Source organism: Streptococcus plurextorum DSM 22810 (assembly GCF_000423745.1).
Taxonomy (GTDB): Bacteria; Bacillota; Bacilli; order Lactobacillales; family Streptococcaceae; genus Streptococcus; species Streptococcus plurextorum.
Window position 1 is genome coordinate 1 of record NZ_AUIO01000015.1, and the last position, 16299, is coordinate 16299.

26 protein-coding genes are annotated in these 16299 nt (G+C 38.1%); 13 read left to right on the forward strand and 13 right to left on the reverse strand.

Annotation, left to right across the window (positions count from 1 at the left end; genetic code table 11):
* Nucleotides 1-382: 382 nt before the first annotated feature.
* A complete protein-coding gene (locus G575_RS11720; protein ID WP_051177026.1) occupies nt 383-949 on the reverse strand; it encodes a helix-turn-helix transcriptional regulator in 567 nt (188 codons plus the stop codon).
* A 149-nt stretch (nt 950-1098) separates the two neighbouring features.
* Here G575_RS11720 and G575_RS0109440 point away from each other — a divergent pair, with 149 nt between their 5' ends.
* From G575_RS0109440 to G575_RS0109500, 13 genes are all read left to right on the forward strand, one after another.
* Entirely contained in the window at nt 1099-1284 is a 186-nt protein-coding gene (locus G575_RS0109440) for a hypothetical protein (protein ID WP_024403041.1), read from the forward strand.
* 186 nt (nt 1285-1470) lie between these two features.
* The gene (locus tag G575_RS0109445; RefSeq protein WP_027972515.1) at nt 1471-2088 is read left to right on the forward strand and encodes a Rha family transcriptional regulator; all 618 of its coding nucleotides are present in this window, start codon (nt 1471-1473) and stop codon (nt 2086-2088) included.
* Nucleotides 2089-2103: 15 nt separating this feature from the next.
* Nucleotides 2104-2394: a hypothetical protein gene (locus G575_RS0109450; protein ID WP_024387086.1), complete on the forward strand. Its 291-nt coding sequence runs from the start codon at nt 2104-2106 to the stop codon at nt 2392-2394.
* Nucleotides 2395-2782: 388 nt separating this feature from the next.
* Nucleotides 2783-2986, forward strand: a complete 204-nt coding sequence (locus G575_RS0109455) for a hypothetical protein (protein WP_027972516.1) — start codon at nt 2783-2785, stop codon at nt 2984-2986.
* A gap of 225 nt (nt 2987-3211) precedes the next feature.
* A complete protein-coding gene (locus tag G575_RS12225) occupies nt 3212-3379 on the forward strand; it encodes a hypothetical protein (RefSeq protein WP_156874743.1) in 168 nt (55 codons plus the stop codon).
* A 22-nt stretch (nt 3380-3401) separates the two neighbouring features.
* On the forward strand, nt 3402-3734 hold the full coding sequence (locus G575_RS0109465) for a hypothetical protein (protein ID WP_027972517.1): 333 nt from the start codon (nt 3402-3404) through the stop codon (nt 3732-3734).
* Nucleotides 3727-4005 (forward strand): hypothetical protein, encoded by a 279-nt coding sequence (locus tag G575_RS0109470; RefSeq protein WP_027972518.1) that lies wholly within the window; start codon nt 3727-3729, stop codon nt 4003-4005. Before G575_RS0109465 ends, G575_RS0109470 begins: the two co-directional genes overlap by 8 nt.
* A complete protein-coding gene (locus G575_RS0109475; RefSeq protein ID WP_027972519.1) occupies nt 3995-4846 on the forward strand; it encodes a phage replisome organizer N-terminal domain-containing protein in 852 nt (283 codons plus the stop codon). Before G575_RS0109470 ends, G575_RS0109475 begins: the two co-directional genes overlap by 11 nt.
* Nucleotides 4847-4857: 11 nt before the next feature.
* On the forward strand, nt 4858-5697 hold the full coding sequence (locus tag G575_RS0109480; RefSeq protein WP_027972520.1) for an ATP-binding protein: 840 nt from the start codon (nt 4858-4860) through the stop codon (nt 5695-5697).
* On the forward strand, nt 5694-6155 hold the full coding sequence (locus tag G575_RS0109485; protein WP_027972521.1) for a hypothetical protein: 462 nt from the start codon (nt 5694-5696) through the stop codon (nt 6153-6155). Before G575_RS0109480 ends, G575_RS0109485 begins: the two co-directional genes overlap by 4 nt.
* Before the next feature lie 3 nt (nt 6156-6158).
* Nucleotides 6159-6620, forward strand: a complete 462-nt coding sequence (locus tag G575_RS0109490; RefSeq protein WP_027972522.1) for a hypothetical protein — start codon at nt 6159-6161, stop codon at nt 6618-6620.
* A 463-nt stretch (nt 6621-7083) separates the two neighbouring features.
* Nucleotides 7084-7341: a hypothetical protein gene (locus G575_RS0109495; RefSeq protein ID WP_027972523.1), complete on the forward strand. Its 258-nt coding sequence runs from the start codon at nt 7084-7086 to the stop codon at nt 7339-7341.
* Between the two features lie 15 nt (nt 7342-7356).
* Nucleotides 7357-7926: a hypothetical protein gene (locus G575_RS0109500; protein ID WP_027972524.1), complete on the forward strand. Its 570-nt coding sequence runs from the start codon at nt 7357-7359 to the stop codon at nt 7924-7926.
* Nucleotides 7927-8169: 243 nt separating this feature from the next.
* Here the strand turns inward: G575_RS0109500 and G575_RS0109505 are convergent, their stop codons facing one another.
* The 12 genes from G575_RS0109505 to G575_RS12660 all read right to left on the reverse strand — a co-directional run bounded on the left by G575_RS0109505 (nt 8170) and on the right by G575_RS12660 (nt 16253).
* Nucleotides 8170-9273, reverse strand: a complete 1104-nt coding sequence (locus G575_RS0109505; protein WP_027972525.1) for a hypothetical protein — start codon at nt 9271-9273, stop codon at nt 8170-8172.
* Nucleotides 9274-9833: 560 nt separating this feature from the next.
* The gene (comGG, locus tag G575_RS0109510; RefSeq protein ID WP_027972526.1) at nt 9834-10169 is read right to left on the reverse strand and encodes a competence type IV pilus minor pilin ComGG; all 336 of its coding nucleotides are present in this window, start codon (nt 10167-10169) and stop codon (nt 9834-9836) included.
* The gene (comGF, locus tag G575_RS0109515; RefSeq protein ID WP_027972527.1) at nt 10156-10581 is read right to left on the reverse strand and encodes a competence type IV pilus minor pilin ComGF; all 426 of its coding nucleotides are present in this window, start codon (nt 10579-10581) and stop codon (nt 10156-10158) included. Before comGF ends, comGG begins: the two co-directional genes overlap by 14 nt.
* Nucleotides 10568-10861, reverse strand: a complete 294-nt coding sequence (gene comGE, locus G575_RS0109520; RefSeq protein WP_027972528.1) for a competence type IV pilus minor pilin ComGE — start codon at nt 10859-10861, stop codon at nt 10568-10570. The genes comGF and comGE overlap by 14 nt, the downstream gene beginning before the upstream one ends.
* Nucleotides 10833-11252 (reverse strand): competence type IV pilus minor pilin ComGD, encoded by a 420-nt coding sequence (gene comGD, locus G575_RS0109525; RefSeq protein WP_037622980.1) that lies wholly within the window; start codon nt 11250-11252, stop codon nt 10833-10835. The genes comGE and comGD overlap by 29 nt, the downstream gene beginning before the upstream one ends.
* The gene (comGC, locus tag G575_RS0109530; protein WP_027972530.1) at nt 11230-11529 is read right to left on the reverse strand and encodes a competence type IV pilus major pilin ComGC; all 300 of its coding nucleotides are present in this window, start codon (nt 11527-11529) and stop codon (nt 11230-11232) included. Before comGC ends, comGD begins: the two co-directional genes overlap by 23 nt.
* Entirely contained in the window at nt 11530-12573 is a 1044-nt protein-coding gene (gene comGB, locus G575_RS0109535; RefSeq protein WP_083958905.1) for a competence type IV pilus assembly protein ComGB, read from the reverse strand.
* Nucleotides 12464-13438, reverse strand: coding sequence for a competence type IV pilus ATPase ComGA (comGA, locus tag G575_RS0109540; RefSeq protein WP_027972532.1), 975 nt, complete (start codon nt 13436-13438; stop codon nt 12464-12466). The genes comGB and comGA overlap by 110 nt, the downstream gene beginning before the upstream one ends.
* 67 nt (nt 13439-13505) lie before the next feature.
* Nucleotides 13506-14843, reverse strand: coding sequence for a PFL family protein (locus G575_RS0109545; RefSeq protein ID WP_027972533.1), 1338 nt, complete (start codon nt 14841-14843; stop codon nt 13506-13508).
* 11 nt (nt 14844-14854) lie between these two features.
* Nucleotides 14855-15121, reverse strand: coding sequence for an ACT domain-containing protein (locus G575_RS0109550; protein WP_027972534.1), 267 nt, complete (start codon nt 15119-15121; stop codon nt 14855-14857).
* 90 nt (nt 15122-15211) lie between these two features.
* Nucleotides 15212-15469, reverse strand: a complete 258-nt coding sequence (locus G575_RS11435; RefSeq protein WP_051177028.1) for a helix-turn-helix domain-containing protein — start codon at nt 15467-15469, stop codon at nt 15212-15214.
* Between the two features lie 538 nt (nt 15470-16007).
* Nucleotides 16008-16253, reverse strand: a complete 246-nt coding sequence (locus G575_RS12660) for a hypothetical protein (protein WP_245562417.1) — start codon at nt 16251-16253, stop codon at nt 16008-16010.
* Nucleotides 16254-16299 lie beyond the last annotated feature (46 nt).

The window sequence follows — 16299 nt, forward strand, 5'->3', positions numbered from 1 at the left end:
CAAGATAATCTCAAGATAACTTTTCCTGCAAATACCTATTTTATTGCATTTCTAATAGTCTATTCTGGGAAAATCTCAAGATAATCTCAAGATAACTCTCTGTTAAAGGAGTTCCGATTACAAGTATTCCATACATCAGATTTTATTATTAACAAAATGCTACTTTTGTCAATAATTCCTCCTGTTTCTTTTTTAATTATTGACAAAATAGCGTTTTTGACAATAATTGTTCCTAACCATAATTCTGTTTCTTATCAAAATGGCTGAAATGCTCACAATGTTTCTTGTCTGATAGTCCTGTTGCATCACTACCTATACTTGTCTAGACAACTTTCAAAGTGATATTCTCAAGATAGCACTAATTCGCAGTTAATAGGATGTTTTAGTTATCTCTGTTATTTAGTTTTTCAATTAGCGTGAATTGATTTTCTATTTTTTCCTGAGAATAAATAGCATCGATGTGTTGCATTAAAAGACTATCAGGTTTGTAATTATATCGCAAAAGAAAGTTAGAAAGTGCTTTCTCGCTTCCATATACTTGTGTTTCATATAAAGTGGCAGATCTATTTGCCACATCTATTGATTTAAGTAATTCTAAAATATTTGAAATTTGTTCATCATTTAGCATCAAATCAGCCATAATTAAAAAATCTAAAAACTTTACCATTGTTTCTTTTGTTAGGAAACTAGTTATTTCATGGTCAATATATTCCCAATAGTCGCTATACCCCAACAAATAGCCAACTGACACTCCAAAATACTCTGCTAATTTTTGAGCTTTATCTGGTTTGATAGCGTGTTTATTATTTTCCCAATTAGAAATTGTCATTTTTGAAACAAGCTTCTCACCTTTTTTTAAATCCTTATTTAATTCAAAAGCTAATTCATCCTGAGTTAGCTTTTTTTCTTGTCTTAAGTCTCTGAGCCTATTCTTAATAGTATCTTTCATTGTTATTACCTCAACATGATTATAACTGGATATTTTTCTTTTGCAAAGTTTTTTTATATTTTCAGTTGACAAGTAAAGTTATTTTTTATAAAATGTCACCAAGTAAAGAAAAACTTTACAAACATAACAAAAGGAAAGGGGAAAGAAAAATGCTTATTACCTCAAACCAAGCAAAAGCAATCCGTAGAAAACAGGCTGATTTAATGCTGACTAACCAGATTGCTTCAAAGCAAATAGGTATCAATCCGATTACTTATCGTAAAGTTATCAATGGTGGTGAAGTAAAAAAGAGTATCTACCAGAAAGTTATGGAATGGCTAGTAGAAGACTACTAATCTAGATGTTACTTAATTTGACAGTTTCTAAATAAGTCATTATTTTTAGCCAAAAACTTTTACTTGCTACCTAAGACAGTATCAAGAGGTTTGTTGCTTTTCTCCTTATTTATTTGTTCAAACCCTTCTTACTCCTTGTTACTGCTCTAGGTGGCAAGTACAGAAAAATACACAGAAAGGAAAACTATGGAACTAGTTTATATGGACGGACGGAAAGAGCCGTATACACTTAGTAGCGTTGTAGCAGAATGTGCCAACATCAGCCATCACGCAGTACAGGAACATATCAGAAAACAGAAAGATAGACTTGAACGTTACGGCAAGGTCTCATTTCAAATGCGACCTTTACCGAGTGGGCAACAGGCAAAAGATTACATCTTAAACGAACAACAAGCAACATTGCTGATCACGTTCTTAAAGAATATCGAGCAAGTCGCAAACTTCAAGGAAAAACTAGTCAAGGCATTCTTTGAAATGCGGGACGAGCTGGCCAACTTCAAGATCCAACGAGCCTTAGAAAAGCCAAGGCGAAAAAACTTACTTGAAGCAATCAAGAACTGGGAGAATGCACCCAAACAAGCCTATGCCTCTGTAAATAATCTGTTGCTAAAGGCAGTAACTGGAATGAACGCCAAGCAGTTGAAAAACAAGCGTGGCGGACACAACGGCATAGATAGCTTGACAAGTGATGAACTGACAAACTACCAGGCTTTTGAAGATGTAGCGATAGCTCTGATTAACGTGAATATGCAATACGCTGACATTCGAGAGTTAATCATGAAAAAGCAAAAACTATCTGAATGATAGGAGGGGATAGACATGGCATACCTGCCAGAAGAACGAGAAACAGTCATCAACTACGATGAGCTAGCAGATACCTGGACATTTGAAACCAGTGTCCGCAGGCACATTACCAAGATTGAAAAGCGTATCGAACTATACGACATTCTTTCAGAGGAAATCGATGAGCGAGGAAATCGTATTTACATCAGAGTTAAGATGATCGACGGAAATATCAATCCATTTGCAAAACCAAAATTGAAATTGACTGAAGAACAACGAAGGGAAAGAAGTGAGCGAGCTAAGACACGTTTTAAGGTCACAGAGTAAATAAACTTATTACTTCTAGCATCTTGAAATATCTTTCTAGGGTAAATATACCATCCCACTACTTCACTTCTTCAAAATGAAGATAATACGCGTTAAAAATGAAAGGAGGAAAACCATAGGCGGACTAATCTATTTAACACTAAAAAAGACCGCTAAAAAACTAGCGGACCTAATAGAAACGTTATTTGAGTAAAAGAAAAGCCCAAAGTTTGACGACAGACAGGCTTTTCCAAAATATTACTAAACAAACATTTAATCAGCAGGCAAGCGATTAAAAGGGATTTAGTAAACAAATCTGAAATGATTATACCACAGAAACGTGGAATGTGCTAGCAAGTAGAGGGCAACTCTTAAAAATGCAGAGAAAACAAAAGAACGAGGATAAAAAATGAAAGATAGAGCTAATGATATTTTAGTCGATTACGAAGGACTTTGTGGACAACTTACTGATGTACTGGAAGTGTTGGATTTTGCAAATGCAGGGCATAGCCAGGCTATTACATCTGCTATTGTCAATACTTCCATTCACGCATTACAAAAGATTATCGCAGATCATAAAGAACTAGCTAATGAATACAGAGAAGGATTTTAAACATGACTGAGGAATTAACACTGACTTTTGAACAAACGTTGATTTGACTTGCCATACTAACTCCAATAAACCTCTTTATTTGGTTTGGCATTGGTTTGGGAACATATCAGCTCCATAGCAAGCCTAAAAATACGCCAGAGGGTAATAACTCCAGACGGCTGACTAATGCGAACTACGGGGCTTATATTCAATCACAAAGCAGATACTATAACTAGGAGGCTATCCATGGAAGACAAACTTGCCCAATTTATCAAACAAAATCCCAAACTTTACTCACTAATCATGAACTATCTTGAAGGGAATATCCCAAAGGAAGAAGTCGATAGATTTTTAGCTATGGACGAAGAAGACAGTAAGGAGTGGGTTATGAAACAAATGGAGATGTACTCGTAACATACATGAAAGGAGAAAAACGATGACTGAAACAACTCTACCCAATCACTTATACAAGGTATTCAAGCTAATTCCTTTAGGAATGACTCTACCAATATCCGCTACGGACCTGGCTCTTCACACGCATTCAGACGTTCGGACAGTACGGGAGAACATCCGTAAATTGATAATTGACTATGGCATTCCTATTTGTGGCAACCGTGACACTCACGGAGGCTACTATATCCCGCAAAATGATACCGAACGACTCGCTGGGGTATTGCCACTTCAACGGCAACAGAACGAAGAATACAAACGCATCAATGCTTTGTTGAATGCAGACCTGAACGATTGGAGGAAATATCGAAATGTTTAGTTTAAGCAAAGAGAGCGAGCAGGATCTAACTCATGGATTACTAGACCTCATCAACAACTACCTGGAAGGACGTGAAAAAATCCAACCTAAAGCTTTAGGTCTAATCACTGCCCAGCAAGTCTTAGAAGAGTTAGAAATAAACCCAAAGACCTTGAAACGTTGGGAAGACAACGGGTTAAAACGATACCAACCACCACTAGAAGAAACCAGAAAAGTATTTTATCGAGTAAGTGACATTCTGATATTTTTGGGGGTGGAGAATGGCAGATAACAAAAAGTATTATTACTTAAAGCTGAAAGACAATTTCTTTGAAAGTGATGAGGCAATCATTCTGGAAAGTATGCCCGACGGCTATATTTATAGCAATATCCTTTTGAAATTGTATCTACGCAGTTTGAAAAACAACGGGCTACTAATGTTTAACGACTTAATTCCCTATAATGCTCAAATGCTTGCGACAATCACACGGCATCATGTAGGAGTTATCGAGAAGGCAATTCAAATTTTCCAGCAACTACGCTTAATTGAGATTTTGGATAATGGTGCAATCTATATGACCAATATCCAGAATTTTGTGGGTCAATCAAGCACAAACGCTGATAGAATGCGAGAATCTAGACGACAAATACAAATGTTGAACAAATGTGCACCAGAGATAGAGATAGAGAAAGATATAAAGTTAGATATAGATTTAGATATAAATAAAGAGATACATTCCGAATTGAACAATTCTGCTGAACAGAGTTCAGCGTATGTTTTTCCAAATTGGCTTAATCAATCATCTATCGATGAACTGAAAAAAGTCAGTCCAAAGAATTATCACCTTTACATCCCTATCCAGTACCTCAATCAAGAAACTGGACACACTTATAAATTTATAGCTACTCACACCAAATTCATTCAAGCTAGATACAAAGACGGCTATATTCTTGAGGACTTTAAGAAAGTTATTGACACTAAAGTGACACAATGGGGAAATGACAGTCAAATGGCAAAATATTTACGTCCCAAAACCTTATTTTCTCCTAGCAACTTTGACAGCTATTTGAACGAAACTCCAAAACAGGGTCAATCAAGCAACAATGATAATCACCCACCACTACCATTCTAGGAGGTAATCCAATGGATCTATTAGACCAAAGAAAAATACTTGAAGAATGTTGCTCCAAACATGGAAAACAGCTCTGGCAAATCCAATTTCCAGACAGAGAAACCAAAGAACTGAAAACAAGCATATTCTGCCCAATCTGTAAACAAGAAGAAAATACCCTGCGTACAGAAGAAAAACTTCAGGAAGCAAGAAACAAACAAATCTATATGAAAACGTATGATGTTCTGATGCGTGATAGCCTTGTACCTACTGAGCTGAAAGAAGCTAGTTTTGAGAACTTCAAGGCTGATACTGTAGAAGAAAAACAAATGCTTGAGTTTGCTAAAAATCAAGTTGAGAAGTACAAACAAGGTATGATGGGCAACACGCTGATCACTGGCCAGACTGGTATCGGAAAAAGCCATCTATCCTTCTCCATGGCCAAGGCAATCAATGAACATTTCAAGGAGATTGGCAAGCCTAAGAGTGTTTTATTCGTCAGTCTAACCGAGATCATCAAGCAAATCAAAAACGGTTGGAATTATGGCAAAGGGGCAAACCTGACAGAATTTGATGCCGTTGAACAATTGACAAAGGTTGATTTTCTCATCTTGGACGATTTGGGAGCAAAGAATGCGAGTATTGCCCCTAAAAGCGACTGGGAGCAAGATTTTCTATTTGACATTCTCAACAACCGAGAAACAACGATTATCAACACAAATCTGAATAGCCAGGAAATCAAGACCGTTTACAACGCACGAAATGCAAGCCGAATTTTCAAAGGACTAGAAGGGAACTCATTCAAGGCCTTCAGTATTTCAGACAAACGCTACTCAATCAACAAACTAAAACAAGGAGAACAAACACCATGACCGAACAAGAATATTTTGCCCAGGCAGAAAAAGAGCTGGAGGAATTAAACCAGCAACGAGCCGACTTCATGACTATGGACTTCAAAGAACTCAATGAAGCCGATTATATAAATTTTTTGACCATTGGAAATCGGATTTTTTCCGAAGATACCACTTTGAACGTGTACGAACTCTATAAACATCCAGATACCAGATCCAAATGCTTTGCGACCATTGCCAAAATTGCTTATCACGTTAACAACATGTTTCAGACAACAGACCGCATGGAGGCAATGATTGACAGTCTAGAACTACACTTCCAAAATACGGTCAAGAAATTAACACTTCAAACAGACAGCGACAAGTTGGCAGAACTACTGCTGGAAATCAAGAAGGATAATCCGAATATGACGGCAGAGCAGGAAGGCCAATTTATACGAGATGTAGCAGTTAGTGGATTGTTGGCAGAGGAAAATTAGAGTATGAAACCAAAAAATCATGCTGAGGCGACTAGAAATTACTTAGAATACGAGCTAGAAGAAAAATACTTAAACATCAACAGACTCATTCAAAAGAGAAAAACATATCTACTGCAGGGATACGAAGCCAAACAGATGAATATGAAACAGTTTGATACATCGAAAATAAAAAGCGGATCTCATTTCAACTACGCAGAAAACATGGCACTTGAGTTTTCTAGCGATATCGTTATTCAAAAGTTAGAAGGGTTTCAAAAATGTATCGATGAGTTATTAAAAAAACTAGAGCCAGATGACCGTGAAATATTTGAATTACGGTGGGGGCACCAAAAAAGAGACTGGGAAGAGATTTATCACACTATGCAACTTGGAAAGACTGGATATCTATACAGGAAAAAGTCTTCTATCCTAAAACGTAGAGAGATAATCTTGGGTAACTTTGCCCGTCTTTTGGGATATCTTTAGAACGTGATTTATTTCAACTATCCATAACGAGGAAGTTTCTAGTTAATTTTAAAGGAGTAGTTCAAAGTATTGGTATATCTGATTTTAGGGGGTGAAGCAAAACTAGATACAATGTAAGATATGACTAATTCAAAAGGCTATGAAAAAGATTATTGACAAAAGAGGGTTTGAAAGGAGAGCTTCATATGGTTGATTGTAAGGACACATATTTTTTTTAAAAGAACTTAACAAAGAAATAAGCAAAATAGATAAAGAGCTTGCTCTAATTGATAAATACATAAAGACCATAGAAAAAGAGGGGATAAAATGCGGATTAGGTATCCACCAACGGTATCAAATACTAACTGATAAAAAGAGACTGACAAAAGAAATTATTAAAGGAATTGTCTCAAGGTTTCCACTTGGAAAGGAAATAAAAGAACAATTGGAATTACAGGAGACCAAATAATATAAGGAGGAAAAAATGAAACCAGCAAATACTAAAAAGTTTGTAAAAGATTTAAAAAAAGAAATCCACAAACTTGATATTCAGATTAACTTAGCTAAAACTGGTATGGATATTGCTGAAAGTCTAGGGGATAAAGTTGACTATAAAAGTAATAAACTAGAATATGATAAATTGATTGTACAAAAGAATATAAAGAATGACTTACTACAATCCACGATAAATAAACTACCAATGGATAAAATGGCTAGAGCTACAAATAAAACATTTCAATAAGATTGGGGAAATAACATGAAAACACTACAAGAAATTTTAAAATACACTCAAGGGCTAAAGGATAAAAAAGAAGCTAAGATTGCAGAATGCAAACAAAATATATATGCAACAAAAAAACGAATTGAGGAAGTTAAGGAACTTATCAACGTTGCTGAATCCGAGGTAGATGTAGAAAAATTTAATGATGGAAAAGTAGAGTTGCAAAAACTGGAGAACGCTTTAGAACTCTATGATAATCAGCACGAACGTTTAGCAAGTGAGAAACCTCTTGACGAGGTAGAGGCAAAAGAAATATATGATAAGTTTAATAAGACTATTGAAAAGGAAGATAGAAAACTAAATCAAGAGGCTTTACAACATATCAAAGCTCTAAGAGAACTGGCTGATAAATCAAATAACATTTTTATAAATCAAGACCAGGTAAGAAGTATTTTGCAAGAATTAAGTGGAGCTCAACTTTATAATTCTTATTCTAATACTGATCATGTAGGAAATCTTTATAATAAAATTAAACATACAAAACTAGCAGAGGAAGCTGGACAACCAAAAGAAACTGAATTTAAATTTTTAAATAAAAATTTTTAAATAGTGTGTCTTAAGAGAGAGTTTTTCTCTCTTTTTTAGGTATACCCCCCTATTTCAATTTTGTGAACGCTAGAATAATAACGGTGTCAATCCTCTTGTGTACCTCTCCCCCAAAATTGATGAAAATTGATACAAAAAACTAGGCTAATAACCAAAAAAAACCTAGTTTTGGATTATGCAACTGTAAATATCCTTTTTGTAATAGATCAAATGTTATAAGAAACTAGTAATCTTCTTTATCATTCATTGTATAAGAGAGTTGATAAAGCGATTTATTTCAATAGTTTCATTTATGAGAAGTTCCTGGTATTCTTTAAAGCTTTTGTTACTATGAAATTCAATTAATTCTTCAAAAAACTCATCAGGATTGCTAAAAACCTCTAAAGGAACATTGGAGATTTTATAATGGAAGACATTGTTTCTGAAAGATTGATTGATATTTAAATGCTTTTCTTTGTTATCTATAATTTTGCTAAATTGTTCTTTTTGAAAATTCGATAAACTAGAACTATATTTTTTATAAACTAGTCTTAATGCTGTAATACTCACTAAATAGCATTGGATTAATGATCTAGTGAAGAATTTTTCTTTTGACTTTAAGATATCAGGTATTACATAGAGTATAAAGTTATTCTGACATAAAATATTAAAAAGAAATAGCTGTGTTTCAAGAGGGAGGCTTCCTGTTAAGAAATTTCTTCTTTTTTTATCGAGTAAAAAGAAATCTTTTAGTACAAAATCGCTGGAATTTATACTTTCAATAGGAGTAGTTAAAACTGTTTTTAAATTTGTTGAATTAATTAAAGCACCTAAATTTTTGCTATATTCGAAAAAGAGAGAGGAAGCTTCGTTTGAAAAATAAGGGAGTTCCTTTCTATCAGTCTTAGATAGAATGCTCTCTAAGTATATATGGTATTGATTGGTATTGGCATAGGGAATACCTTTGTAATAAAAAACACCTAAATCTTGCTGGCCAAGGATACGGATAACTAATTTTTGAAGTATGCTATATTCTTCGGACATCTGTGAGTAAAATATTTCCTCTATCTCCAATATGGACTTGATAGCTTTATTAAACTTTTTATCTGAATATTGTTTATAACTAACTCTTACACCAGCAATAATTTTTTTAAGTTCCTGTTTTCCGATATTTGGGAATTCTTCAAGACACTCTTCAGGTAAGAAATGCAGTATACCATCGCTTAATGAGGATACAAATGGAAGGATTCCGATTGAAATTTCAGAATATAGTTCACGTTTAAGGTTCACTAGGTTTTCAAGCAATTGCCTTACTTCAGCAGTTTCATTTAGTAAAACCCAAAAAGATATTTTATCTAGCAGATCCATAGTACTCCTTTTAAAATTGAATTTGACTATTAAAACACTAAAGGTTTAATAGAATTGTTGCAAATTATTGAGTATGAATTTATTGTTATCATTGTATCATTCTTTATTCATGAATAGAAATTGTTTAAGAAGTTATGGTATACTAATATTAGTGATTTTCTATGACCGTGTCTTAAATGATACGGTTATTTTTAAAAGTATATTAAAAGCACCTTTGAGGGTGCTAGTTCTTGCCTGCTGAACTCATAAAATTTGTGGAATTTTTAGATTGTTCAAGGTTGTCAAACGTTGATTTGATAACCTTTTTTCGTTGTAAAACTTGTTCCCCCTTTTGTGGACTTTGTAAGGGAATCTAATACATTCTAATACAATATGACATCCAAGAAAACCTAGTAATATCAAGGTTTTTGGGGCTTTAACTCCTTCTAATGATAATCAACTTTTTATCTTTTCAAAATTCATATTCTTATCATACCAAAAAGAGAGGCGGTTGACAAAAACCTCCTCTTTTTAAAGCTAACAAAATTCAATGGTTCGCCTTTGGACGCCCCTCATCAAAACTATTCTTCACCCTTACCAGTCTCCACATCCTCTCCAACAAAAGAATAAGCATACTCTTCACCACTGACTAAGTTGACCTTTACCAGAAGAATGTTCTCTTTTCTCTCCCAACTACTGGTCGCCTGATCAAAGGTCAGCGCTCCGCTATCGCCAGTAGCCATATCAGATGTTACCTGAGCAACCAGATAAGCTACGCTAGAAGCGCTTTGAGCTTGGTGTTGCCTTTCTACCGCTAACACGCGCCCTAAGTAAAATTGTAAAAAAAGGACAAAGATAGCAGACATTAACAACGCATAAAGCAAGATGCCTGCTTTAACCTTTTTATTCAAAAGCATAGACCAAGCTCCTTTTCATGCCGTTATCAAAGGTTAGATTGATGATTACCTTATTGTTTTCTTGGGAAATAGCAGAGCTTTTTAAGCCAAAGAGCATGGGCTGATAACCTCGACCATCGGCATTGGTTTTCCTAAAATCATCCTTGGACGACTGTCCAAAAGCTAGCGCTTGATTGACCTTTTTGACGTAGAGTTTATTGTGCGCAACTTTCGTTAAAGTCGTCCCCTCTAGCTCGGTCTGTAATTGCTGACAAAAGAGTAGCCAGTCTTCCTGACGATTGTTAACCAAGTAGTGAACCTGGCTAGACAGCACTTTAGTTAGACTTTGATAAAGCTGCACAGAACCTGCTATCACAAGAAGCGCTACCAAGCATTCTAAAAGTGAAAAAGCAGGCAATTTAATTCTTTTCAATCCGTAAAACCTCTCGTCCTTCTTCAATAATCAGAAGCCCTGCCGCTGTTCTCACTACCTGAACGGAGATGCCATTTAACATCAACTGAGACGCTTTGGTCTGCACAGCCATTGTCGCCACAGCGAGAACTTCCTGTTCGTGCAGACTTTTAGCAATGCGCTTTTGATCTTTAACAACCTGCCCCAACATCAGCGAAATAATTGTCACAAAAACACCTAGAGCAATTAGACTCTCCAGTAACACATAGGCTTTAATCTGTCTTTTTTTGATAGTTACCACTCCCCATGTATAGTTGATAAGTGACCTTTTGGTGATCTGTCACAAACCGAATCTTAGATAAACTAGAATTGCCACCTTTGCTATCAAAATCTAGCGTCTTCTCTTCCATGAGCTGAATCCCTTCTGGAATCGTGAGATGCGTGTAACCATTGCTAATCTGTTTGGCACTTAATTGTAGCCTTATTGGTTTTCTCTGGGTCGCACTCAATCGCTGACTATCCCGATAAAGATGTTCAAATGATAGAAAGAATAGCTGTTCTTGAACCTTTTCAAATACCGTGGTCACCTGACCTGATAAATTCAGAACCAAAAAAGAAACAATCAAAAGCGTTAACAAACTTTCCAAAAGGGTAAATGCTCTGACCTGCTTACTTTCTAGCTTGGTAATCATTGTAAGTTTCTAACTGCTTGTCTGTAATATAGCCAGCCGAGGCGAGTTCGGCAACTGTGGCTGATTTCCCATTTTCTAACTCGTAAAGTTGCAATTGACTTTCGACAACTTTAACGATAGCTGCTGATCCCTTCTCTTGAATAACCTCTTTTTGCTTGGTTAAGTTAGGCACAAAAAGTAAAATAAGAACGCTTATAATCAGCAGAACAACTAACATCTCTGCAAGTGTAAAAGCTTTAAGAGACGTCGCTTTGAGTTTTTTCCATAACTGTTTCATTTAAAAATATCCTCCCATATTTTGGTACATTGGTAGCAACATGGCCACATAAATCATAACAATCATCAGTGCTACAAAAATAAAAATCAAAGGCTGAATAATCTGAGTGCTTTTATTAAGACGGCTGAAAAAAGTAGACCAAGTCTCTTCAGCAAAAATAGCCAATTCACTCCCTAGCTTTGATTTCATCTCTCCATACTCGATAATCAATCCTAGTTCTCTCAGAAAAAATGGATAGTCTAAGACTTTACTATGGAAATCTTGGCCAGATAAGAGAGCTTCCTCCATATCCTTACCGATTTCTTGAAATAACCGAGATTTCTGATTCTGCATCAGTTGGGTGATTCGCGCTAGCTCCACACCTTGTCCGATTAAATTCCCCCACTCACGAGCATAGTAGGCTGTTAGATAAAGCTGCACCGCTTTCCCCACAAAAGGAAGACGAGACAATTTGGTCCACAACTTCAGGCGACTTTGCCGTCTCATCAGCAAAATAATAACGACAACGAGTAGAGCCGTCATCAGAAATGTCCCTATAACAATAGTTGGGAAGTGACTAATCAGACTGGTAGCCCAGTTGCCGCCCTCTAGTTGTGGTAGCAAGTAGTTTTTTAAACCCAGCATGATAATAACTAAAAACATCAGCAATACAAGGGGATAGGTCGCCACCTCAATCACTTTTTGCTTAGCCTTATGCAAACTTGCTAGATAATCATCAATTGTTTGCAGACTTTTAAGCGTATTGCCGTGAATATCAGCCAGAGATAGTTGGGTCGCCACCTCATCTGAGAAGCCAAGATCTGCCAACATGTCCGACAAACCGCAACCATTTAAAAGACTAAGACGCATTTGCTGAGTGTGCTTTTCTGGTAACAATTGACTTCGTTCTAAAAAACTAACCATCTCGGTTAGATTAAATCCCGAACTCATCAAATTAGCTAAAAGTTGAATGATTTTGCGTTGGGATTTCAGTGGTAATTTTTTCGATTTCCCCTTCTTCAGGACTGAGATATCCGTCTGCAACCAATTGCGCAATTTGTGCATTCCACTGGTCTGGTTGATGGTTTTGGAAGTGGTCCGTGGCATAATCAATGACACCTCCTTTCCCGATTAAACGTTGATAAGCAATACCGCTCAAACAATTTTTCAATTCTGCTTCTGACACCCCTAGTTCAATCAATCTTGCGTAGACACCAGGGATACTTTTAGCGTGAATGGTTGAAAAAACCACCGTCCCTGTTAAACTCGCCCTAACCACCGCCCGTGCCGTCTCACTATCACGAATTTCTCCGATAATTAAAACATCCGGTCGATGACGAAGCGATAGTTTTATCAAGGCTTCATAGGTCATGCCGATGCTCTCATTAAGCTGAAGTTGAAGCATAGAAGAATCTTTGATTTCAACCGGATCCTCAATGGAAATGACCTGATGACCTTTAAAGCGCTCCGAAATCAGTTGGTGCATTAGGGTAGTTTTGCCACTTCCAACCGGACCTGAAAACAGATAAAGGCCACGACCAGATAACTTTTCTTTGATGGTTTGTAAACCATCAAACCAATAATTCAACGTCACACGCTTGCTAAAAAGGACACGGATGACGAGACTCTCCAAGCCACGGTAATCCCCAACACTAGACAGCCTAAGCATTACCACCTCGTCCTGTGACAGCACATAATCACAGGAGCCAAGCTGACAGCGGCGCTTCTCTCCAACACTCATGCCTGATAGAAATTTAAAATGACTGATGACACTAGCCATTTCAGCGCTATCATGCTCTGCTATAAGCCTTCTTTCATCTCCAATACGCATATAAAGGTGGTAACACCCTTCTCTAGGAAGAAAATAAATGTCCTGCGCTTCTTGTTTTAGGGCTTCATAGATAATGTTCTTGGCAATTTCTTGTACCATAAAACCTCCTTACCTGACTATTCGCAGGCAAGTAAAAAAATCTTGCCAACTGACAAGATTTTTCAATTTAGTTTTTGAAACTATGAATCGGAGCTGGAATCTGACCACCACGGTTGATAAAATCCACAGACGAAGCCTGATTTACTTGCATGACTGGAGCTGTTCCAAGCAGTCCACCGAATTCGATCATGTCCCCTTCTTTTCCGAGCGGAATAATACGGACCGCGGTCGTTTTCTGGTTGATAACTCCAATCGCCGCCTCATCCGCAATCATAGCCGCAATGGTTTCAGCTGGCGTTGTTTCTGGAATAGCAATCATGTCCAAACCAACAGAACAGATAGCTGTCATCGCTTCCAATTTTTCAAGGTTGAGCGAGCCATTTTGTACCGCCGCAATCATACCCTCGTCCTCAGACACAGGGATAAAGGCACCTGACAAGCCTCCGACCTGGTTGCAGGCCATGACTCCACCCTTTTTGACTGCGTCATTGAGCAAAGCTAGGGCAGCAGTCGTTCCGTGCGTACCTACGGTTTCTAAACCCATTTCCTCCAAGACCCGAGCCACTGAGTCGCCAACAGCTGGCGTCGGAGCAAGGGACAGGTCCACGATGCCGAACTTGACACCCAGGCGTTCGCTAGCCATATTGCCGACCAACTGCCCGATACGGGTAATCTTGAAGGCCGTCTTCTTAACGGTTTCTGCCACCACATCAAAGCTCTCGCCACGCACTTTTTCAAGGGCACGCTTGACCACACCAGGACCAGATACACCTACGTTGATGACCACATCCGCCTCGCCGACACCATGGAAGGCGCCCGCCATGAAAGGATTGTCCTCGACTGCATTGGCAAAGACCACCAGCTTGGCCGCCCCCATATCAGAAGCCTCCGCCGTCTCCTTGATGATCCGCCCCATGTCTCGCACAGCCGTCATGTTGATGCCCGTCTTGGTCGAGCCGATGTTGACCGAAGAGCAGACTTTTGTCGTTTGGGCCAATGCCTGCGGTATAGAGTTGATGAGGATTTCATCCCCTTTTTGGTAGCCCTTTTGAACCAGAGCTGAAAAACCTCCGATAAAATCGATGCCGATCTCATGAGCCGCCTTGTCCAAGGCATGAGCCAAAGGAAGATAATCCGTGGCATCCGTCGCTGCACCAATCAGAGCAATAGGCGTTACCGACACCCGCTTGTTGACAATGGGAATTCCTAGTTCCGCCGCAATCTCATCACCGACCGCTACCAAGTTCTTAGCCTTAGTCACAATTTTGGTGTAAACTTTCTCCGCAGCCTTATCAATATCCGAGTCGATACAGTCCAAGAGGGAAATCCCCATGGTAATGGTCCGAATATCGAAGTGCTGCTCCTCGATCATCTCAATGGTTTCTCTAACCTGTCTAATATCCATGACCGCTCTCCTTACAAATTGTGCATGGCATCAAAAATCGCCGCACTTTGAATGTTGATTTTCACGTTCAAGGACTGACCAAAGGCATCCAATTCTGAACGAAGTTGCGTGAAATCTTTCTTCTCATCCGATGACACCACCGCCATCATGGTAAAATACTCATCCAAAACTGTCTGAGAAATATCATCAATATTGAGTCCCAATTCCGCAATTTTGGTCGCAACACCCGCAACAATCCCTGACTTGTCCTTACCGACAACTGTAACAATAGCTTTCATCTGAACACCTCTTCAAAATTTTCATTTATTGTATCATAAATATGCAGAAAAAGGTAGAAATCGTCTAGTTTCTACCTCTATCATACGTATTTATAACCCCTGCTGCTTCTTGTAGTCGGTCACGGTCATGCCTGTCCAGTTTTTGAAGGCACGGCTGAAGGCATTGACCTCGCTGTAGCCAATCAGACTGGAAATCTCCTCTGCTGGTAATTTCATCTTGAGATAGGAGAAGGTCATGGCCTTTTGAACAGCTTGCAGTTCCTGTTTGAAGCTGGTATTTTCAGCCGACAGGTTACGTTGCAGGGTACGGACGCTGACACCAAGCCTATGGGCAATGTCTTCTACCAAGAAGAAGCCGCTTGGAATGGCCGAGTAGAGTTCCTGCCTACAATGTTTTAAATTGCCGGTTTGTCACACTAAAACAATTAAATAAAATGACTAAGAGGAAGTAAAAGTAAATAGCTGTACTTCCTTATCTATATGACCGAGTCTTTTTTGCCAAAAGTCAAAAAAGACTCTCCTTGCTATTCTCAATGAAAACCAGATTTTTCATTGGCTGCAGCAATCCTGGACTGCTCATATCGACCAATCCTCCTTGATCGAATTCCGCCACTTCCATCATATCTATCAGCAGCAATTCGCCATCGAAGTCATATTTCATCTCCTACAAGCTTAAGCCTATCAAGGATTCCAAGAAAGTCCCTATCAGATGCGGAACGTGGCTGCTAGTATTGCACGGGAGCTGACAAAGGAGGTTAGGGTGTAAGTTTAACTTTCTAAACATATCAAATTGCCCTGTGTGGAGCTGATAAATGCTCTCTCCACCGGGCATTTTTGGTAAGCCGAGAGAATCTGCTCGACTGAAAGCTTCTTTCAACCCTAGCGTCTAGTCCAGCTCACGGATAGGATTGTCTAAGAAAAAAATCAATGGCTCTCGGTGCGACCACATCTTCCCCACCACCACACAAACTCCGACCGCTTCTTCGTCAATTTCTGCATGCAGTTCGTTAACGAAGTAATCCTTGGGATGTTTTAACCAGTTTAAGATTTGCAAACGATGTTCATTAGCTAATGCTTTGAAGATTTCAATAGTTTCTATGAGTTTATTATATCGTTTTTCTCGATATGTCAATCGGTTTGCTTAAAAAATAGCAAAACAGGAAACCTGCTCTGCTATT

Bases quoted from the DNA above. Each gene is read 5' to 3' on its own strand.
- G575_RS0109450 (WP_024387086.1), top strand. From the start codon at position 2,104: ATGGCATACCTGCCAGAAGAACGAGAAACAGTCATCAACTACGATGAG.
- G575_RS0109475 (WP_027972519.1), top strand. From the start codon at position 3,995: ATGGCAGATAACAAAAAGTATTATTACTTAAAGCTGAAAGACAATTTC.
- G575_RS0109500 (WP_027972524.1), top strand. From the start codon at position 7,357: ATGAAAACACTACAAGAAATTTTAAAATACACTCAAGGGCTAAAGGAT.
- G575_RS0109440 (WP_024403041.1), top strand. From the start codon at position 1,099: ATGCTTATTACCTCAAACCAAGCAAAAGCAATCCGTAGAAAACAGGCT.
- G575_RS0109470 (WP_027972518.1), top strand. From the start codon at position 3,727: ATGTTTAGTTTAAGCAAAGAGAGCGAGCAGGATCTAACTCATGGATTA.
- comGA (WP_027972532.1), bottom strand. From the start codon at position 13,438: ATGGTACAAGAAATTGCCAAGAACATTATCTATGAAGCCCTAAAACAA.
- G575_RS12225 (WP_156874743.1), top strand. From the start codon at position 3,212: ATGGAAGACAAACTTGCCCAATTTATCAAACAAAATCCCAAACTTTAC.
- G575_RS0109490 (WP_027972522.1), top strand. From the start codon at position 6,159: ATGAAACCAAAAAATCATGCTGAGGCGACTAGAAATTACTTAGAATAC.
- G575_RS0109545 (WP_027972533.1), bottom strand. From the start codon at position 14,843: ATGGATATTAGACAGGTTAGAGAAACCATTGAGATGATCGAGGAGCAG.
- G575_RS0109485 (WP_027972521.1), top strand. From the start codon at position 5,694: ATGACCGAACAAGAATATTTTGCCCAGGCAGAAAAAGAGCTGGAGGAA.
- G575_RS0109465 (WP_027972517.1), top strand. From the start codon at position 3,402: ATGACTGAAACAACTCTACCCAATCACTTATACAAGGTATTCAAGCTA.
- G575_RS11720 (WP_051177026.1), bottom strand. From the start codon at position 949: ATGAAAGATACTATTAAGAATAGGCTCAGAGACTTAAGACAAGAAAAA.
- comGD (WP_037622980.1), bottom strand. From the start codon at position 11,252: ATGATTACCAAGCTAGAAAGTAAGCAGGTCAGAGCATTTACCCTTTTG.
- G575_RS0109445 (WP_027972515.1), top strand. From the start codon at position 1,471: ATGGAACTAGTTTATATGGACGGACGGAAAGAGCCGTATACACTTAGT.
- G575_RS0109505 (WP_027972525.1), bottom strand. From the start codon at position 9,273: ATGGATCTGCTAGATAAAATATCTTTTTGGGTTTTACTAAATGAAACT.
- G575_RS0109550 (WP_027972534.1), bottom strand. From the start codon at position 15,121: ATGAAAGCTATTGTTACAGTTGTCGGTAAGGACAAGTCAGGGATTGTT.
- G575_RS0109455 (WP_027972516.1), top strand. From the start codon at position 2,783: ATGAAAGATAGAGCTAATGATATTTTAGTCGATTACGAAGGACTTTGT.
- G575_RS0109480 (WP_027972520.1), top strand. From the start codon at position 4,858: ATGGATCTATTAGACCAAAGAAAAATACTTGAAGAATGTTGCTCCAAA.
- comGB (WP_083958905.1), bottom strand. From the start codon at position 12,573: ATGCACAAATTGCGCAATTGGTTGCAGACGGATATCTCAGTCCTGAAG.
- comGC (WP_027972530.1), bottom strand. From the start codon at position 11,529: ATGAAACAGTTATGGAAAAAACTCAAAGCGACGTCTCTTAAAGCTTTT.
- comGG (WP_027972526.1), bottom strand. From the start codon at position 10,169: ATGCTTTTGAATAAAAAGGTTAAAGCAGGCATCTTGCTTTATGCGTTG.
- G575_RS0109495 (WP_027972523.1), top strand. From the start codon at position 7,084: ATGAAACCAGCAAATACTAAAAAGTTTGTAAAAGATTTAAAAAAAGAA.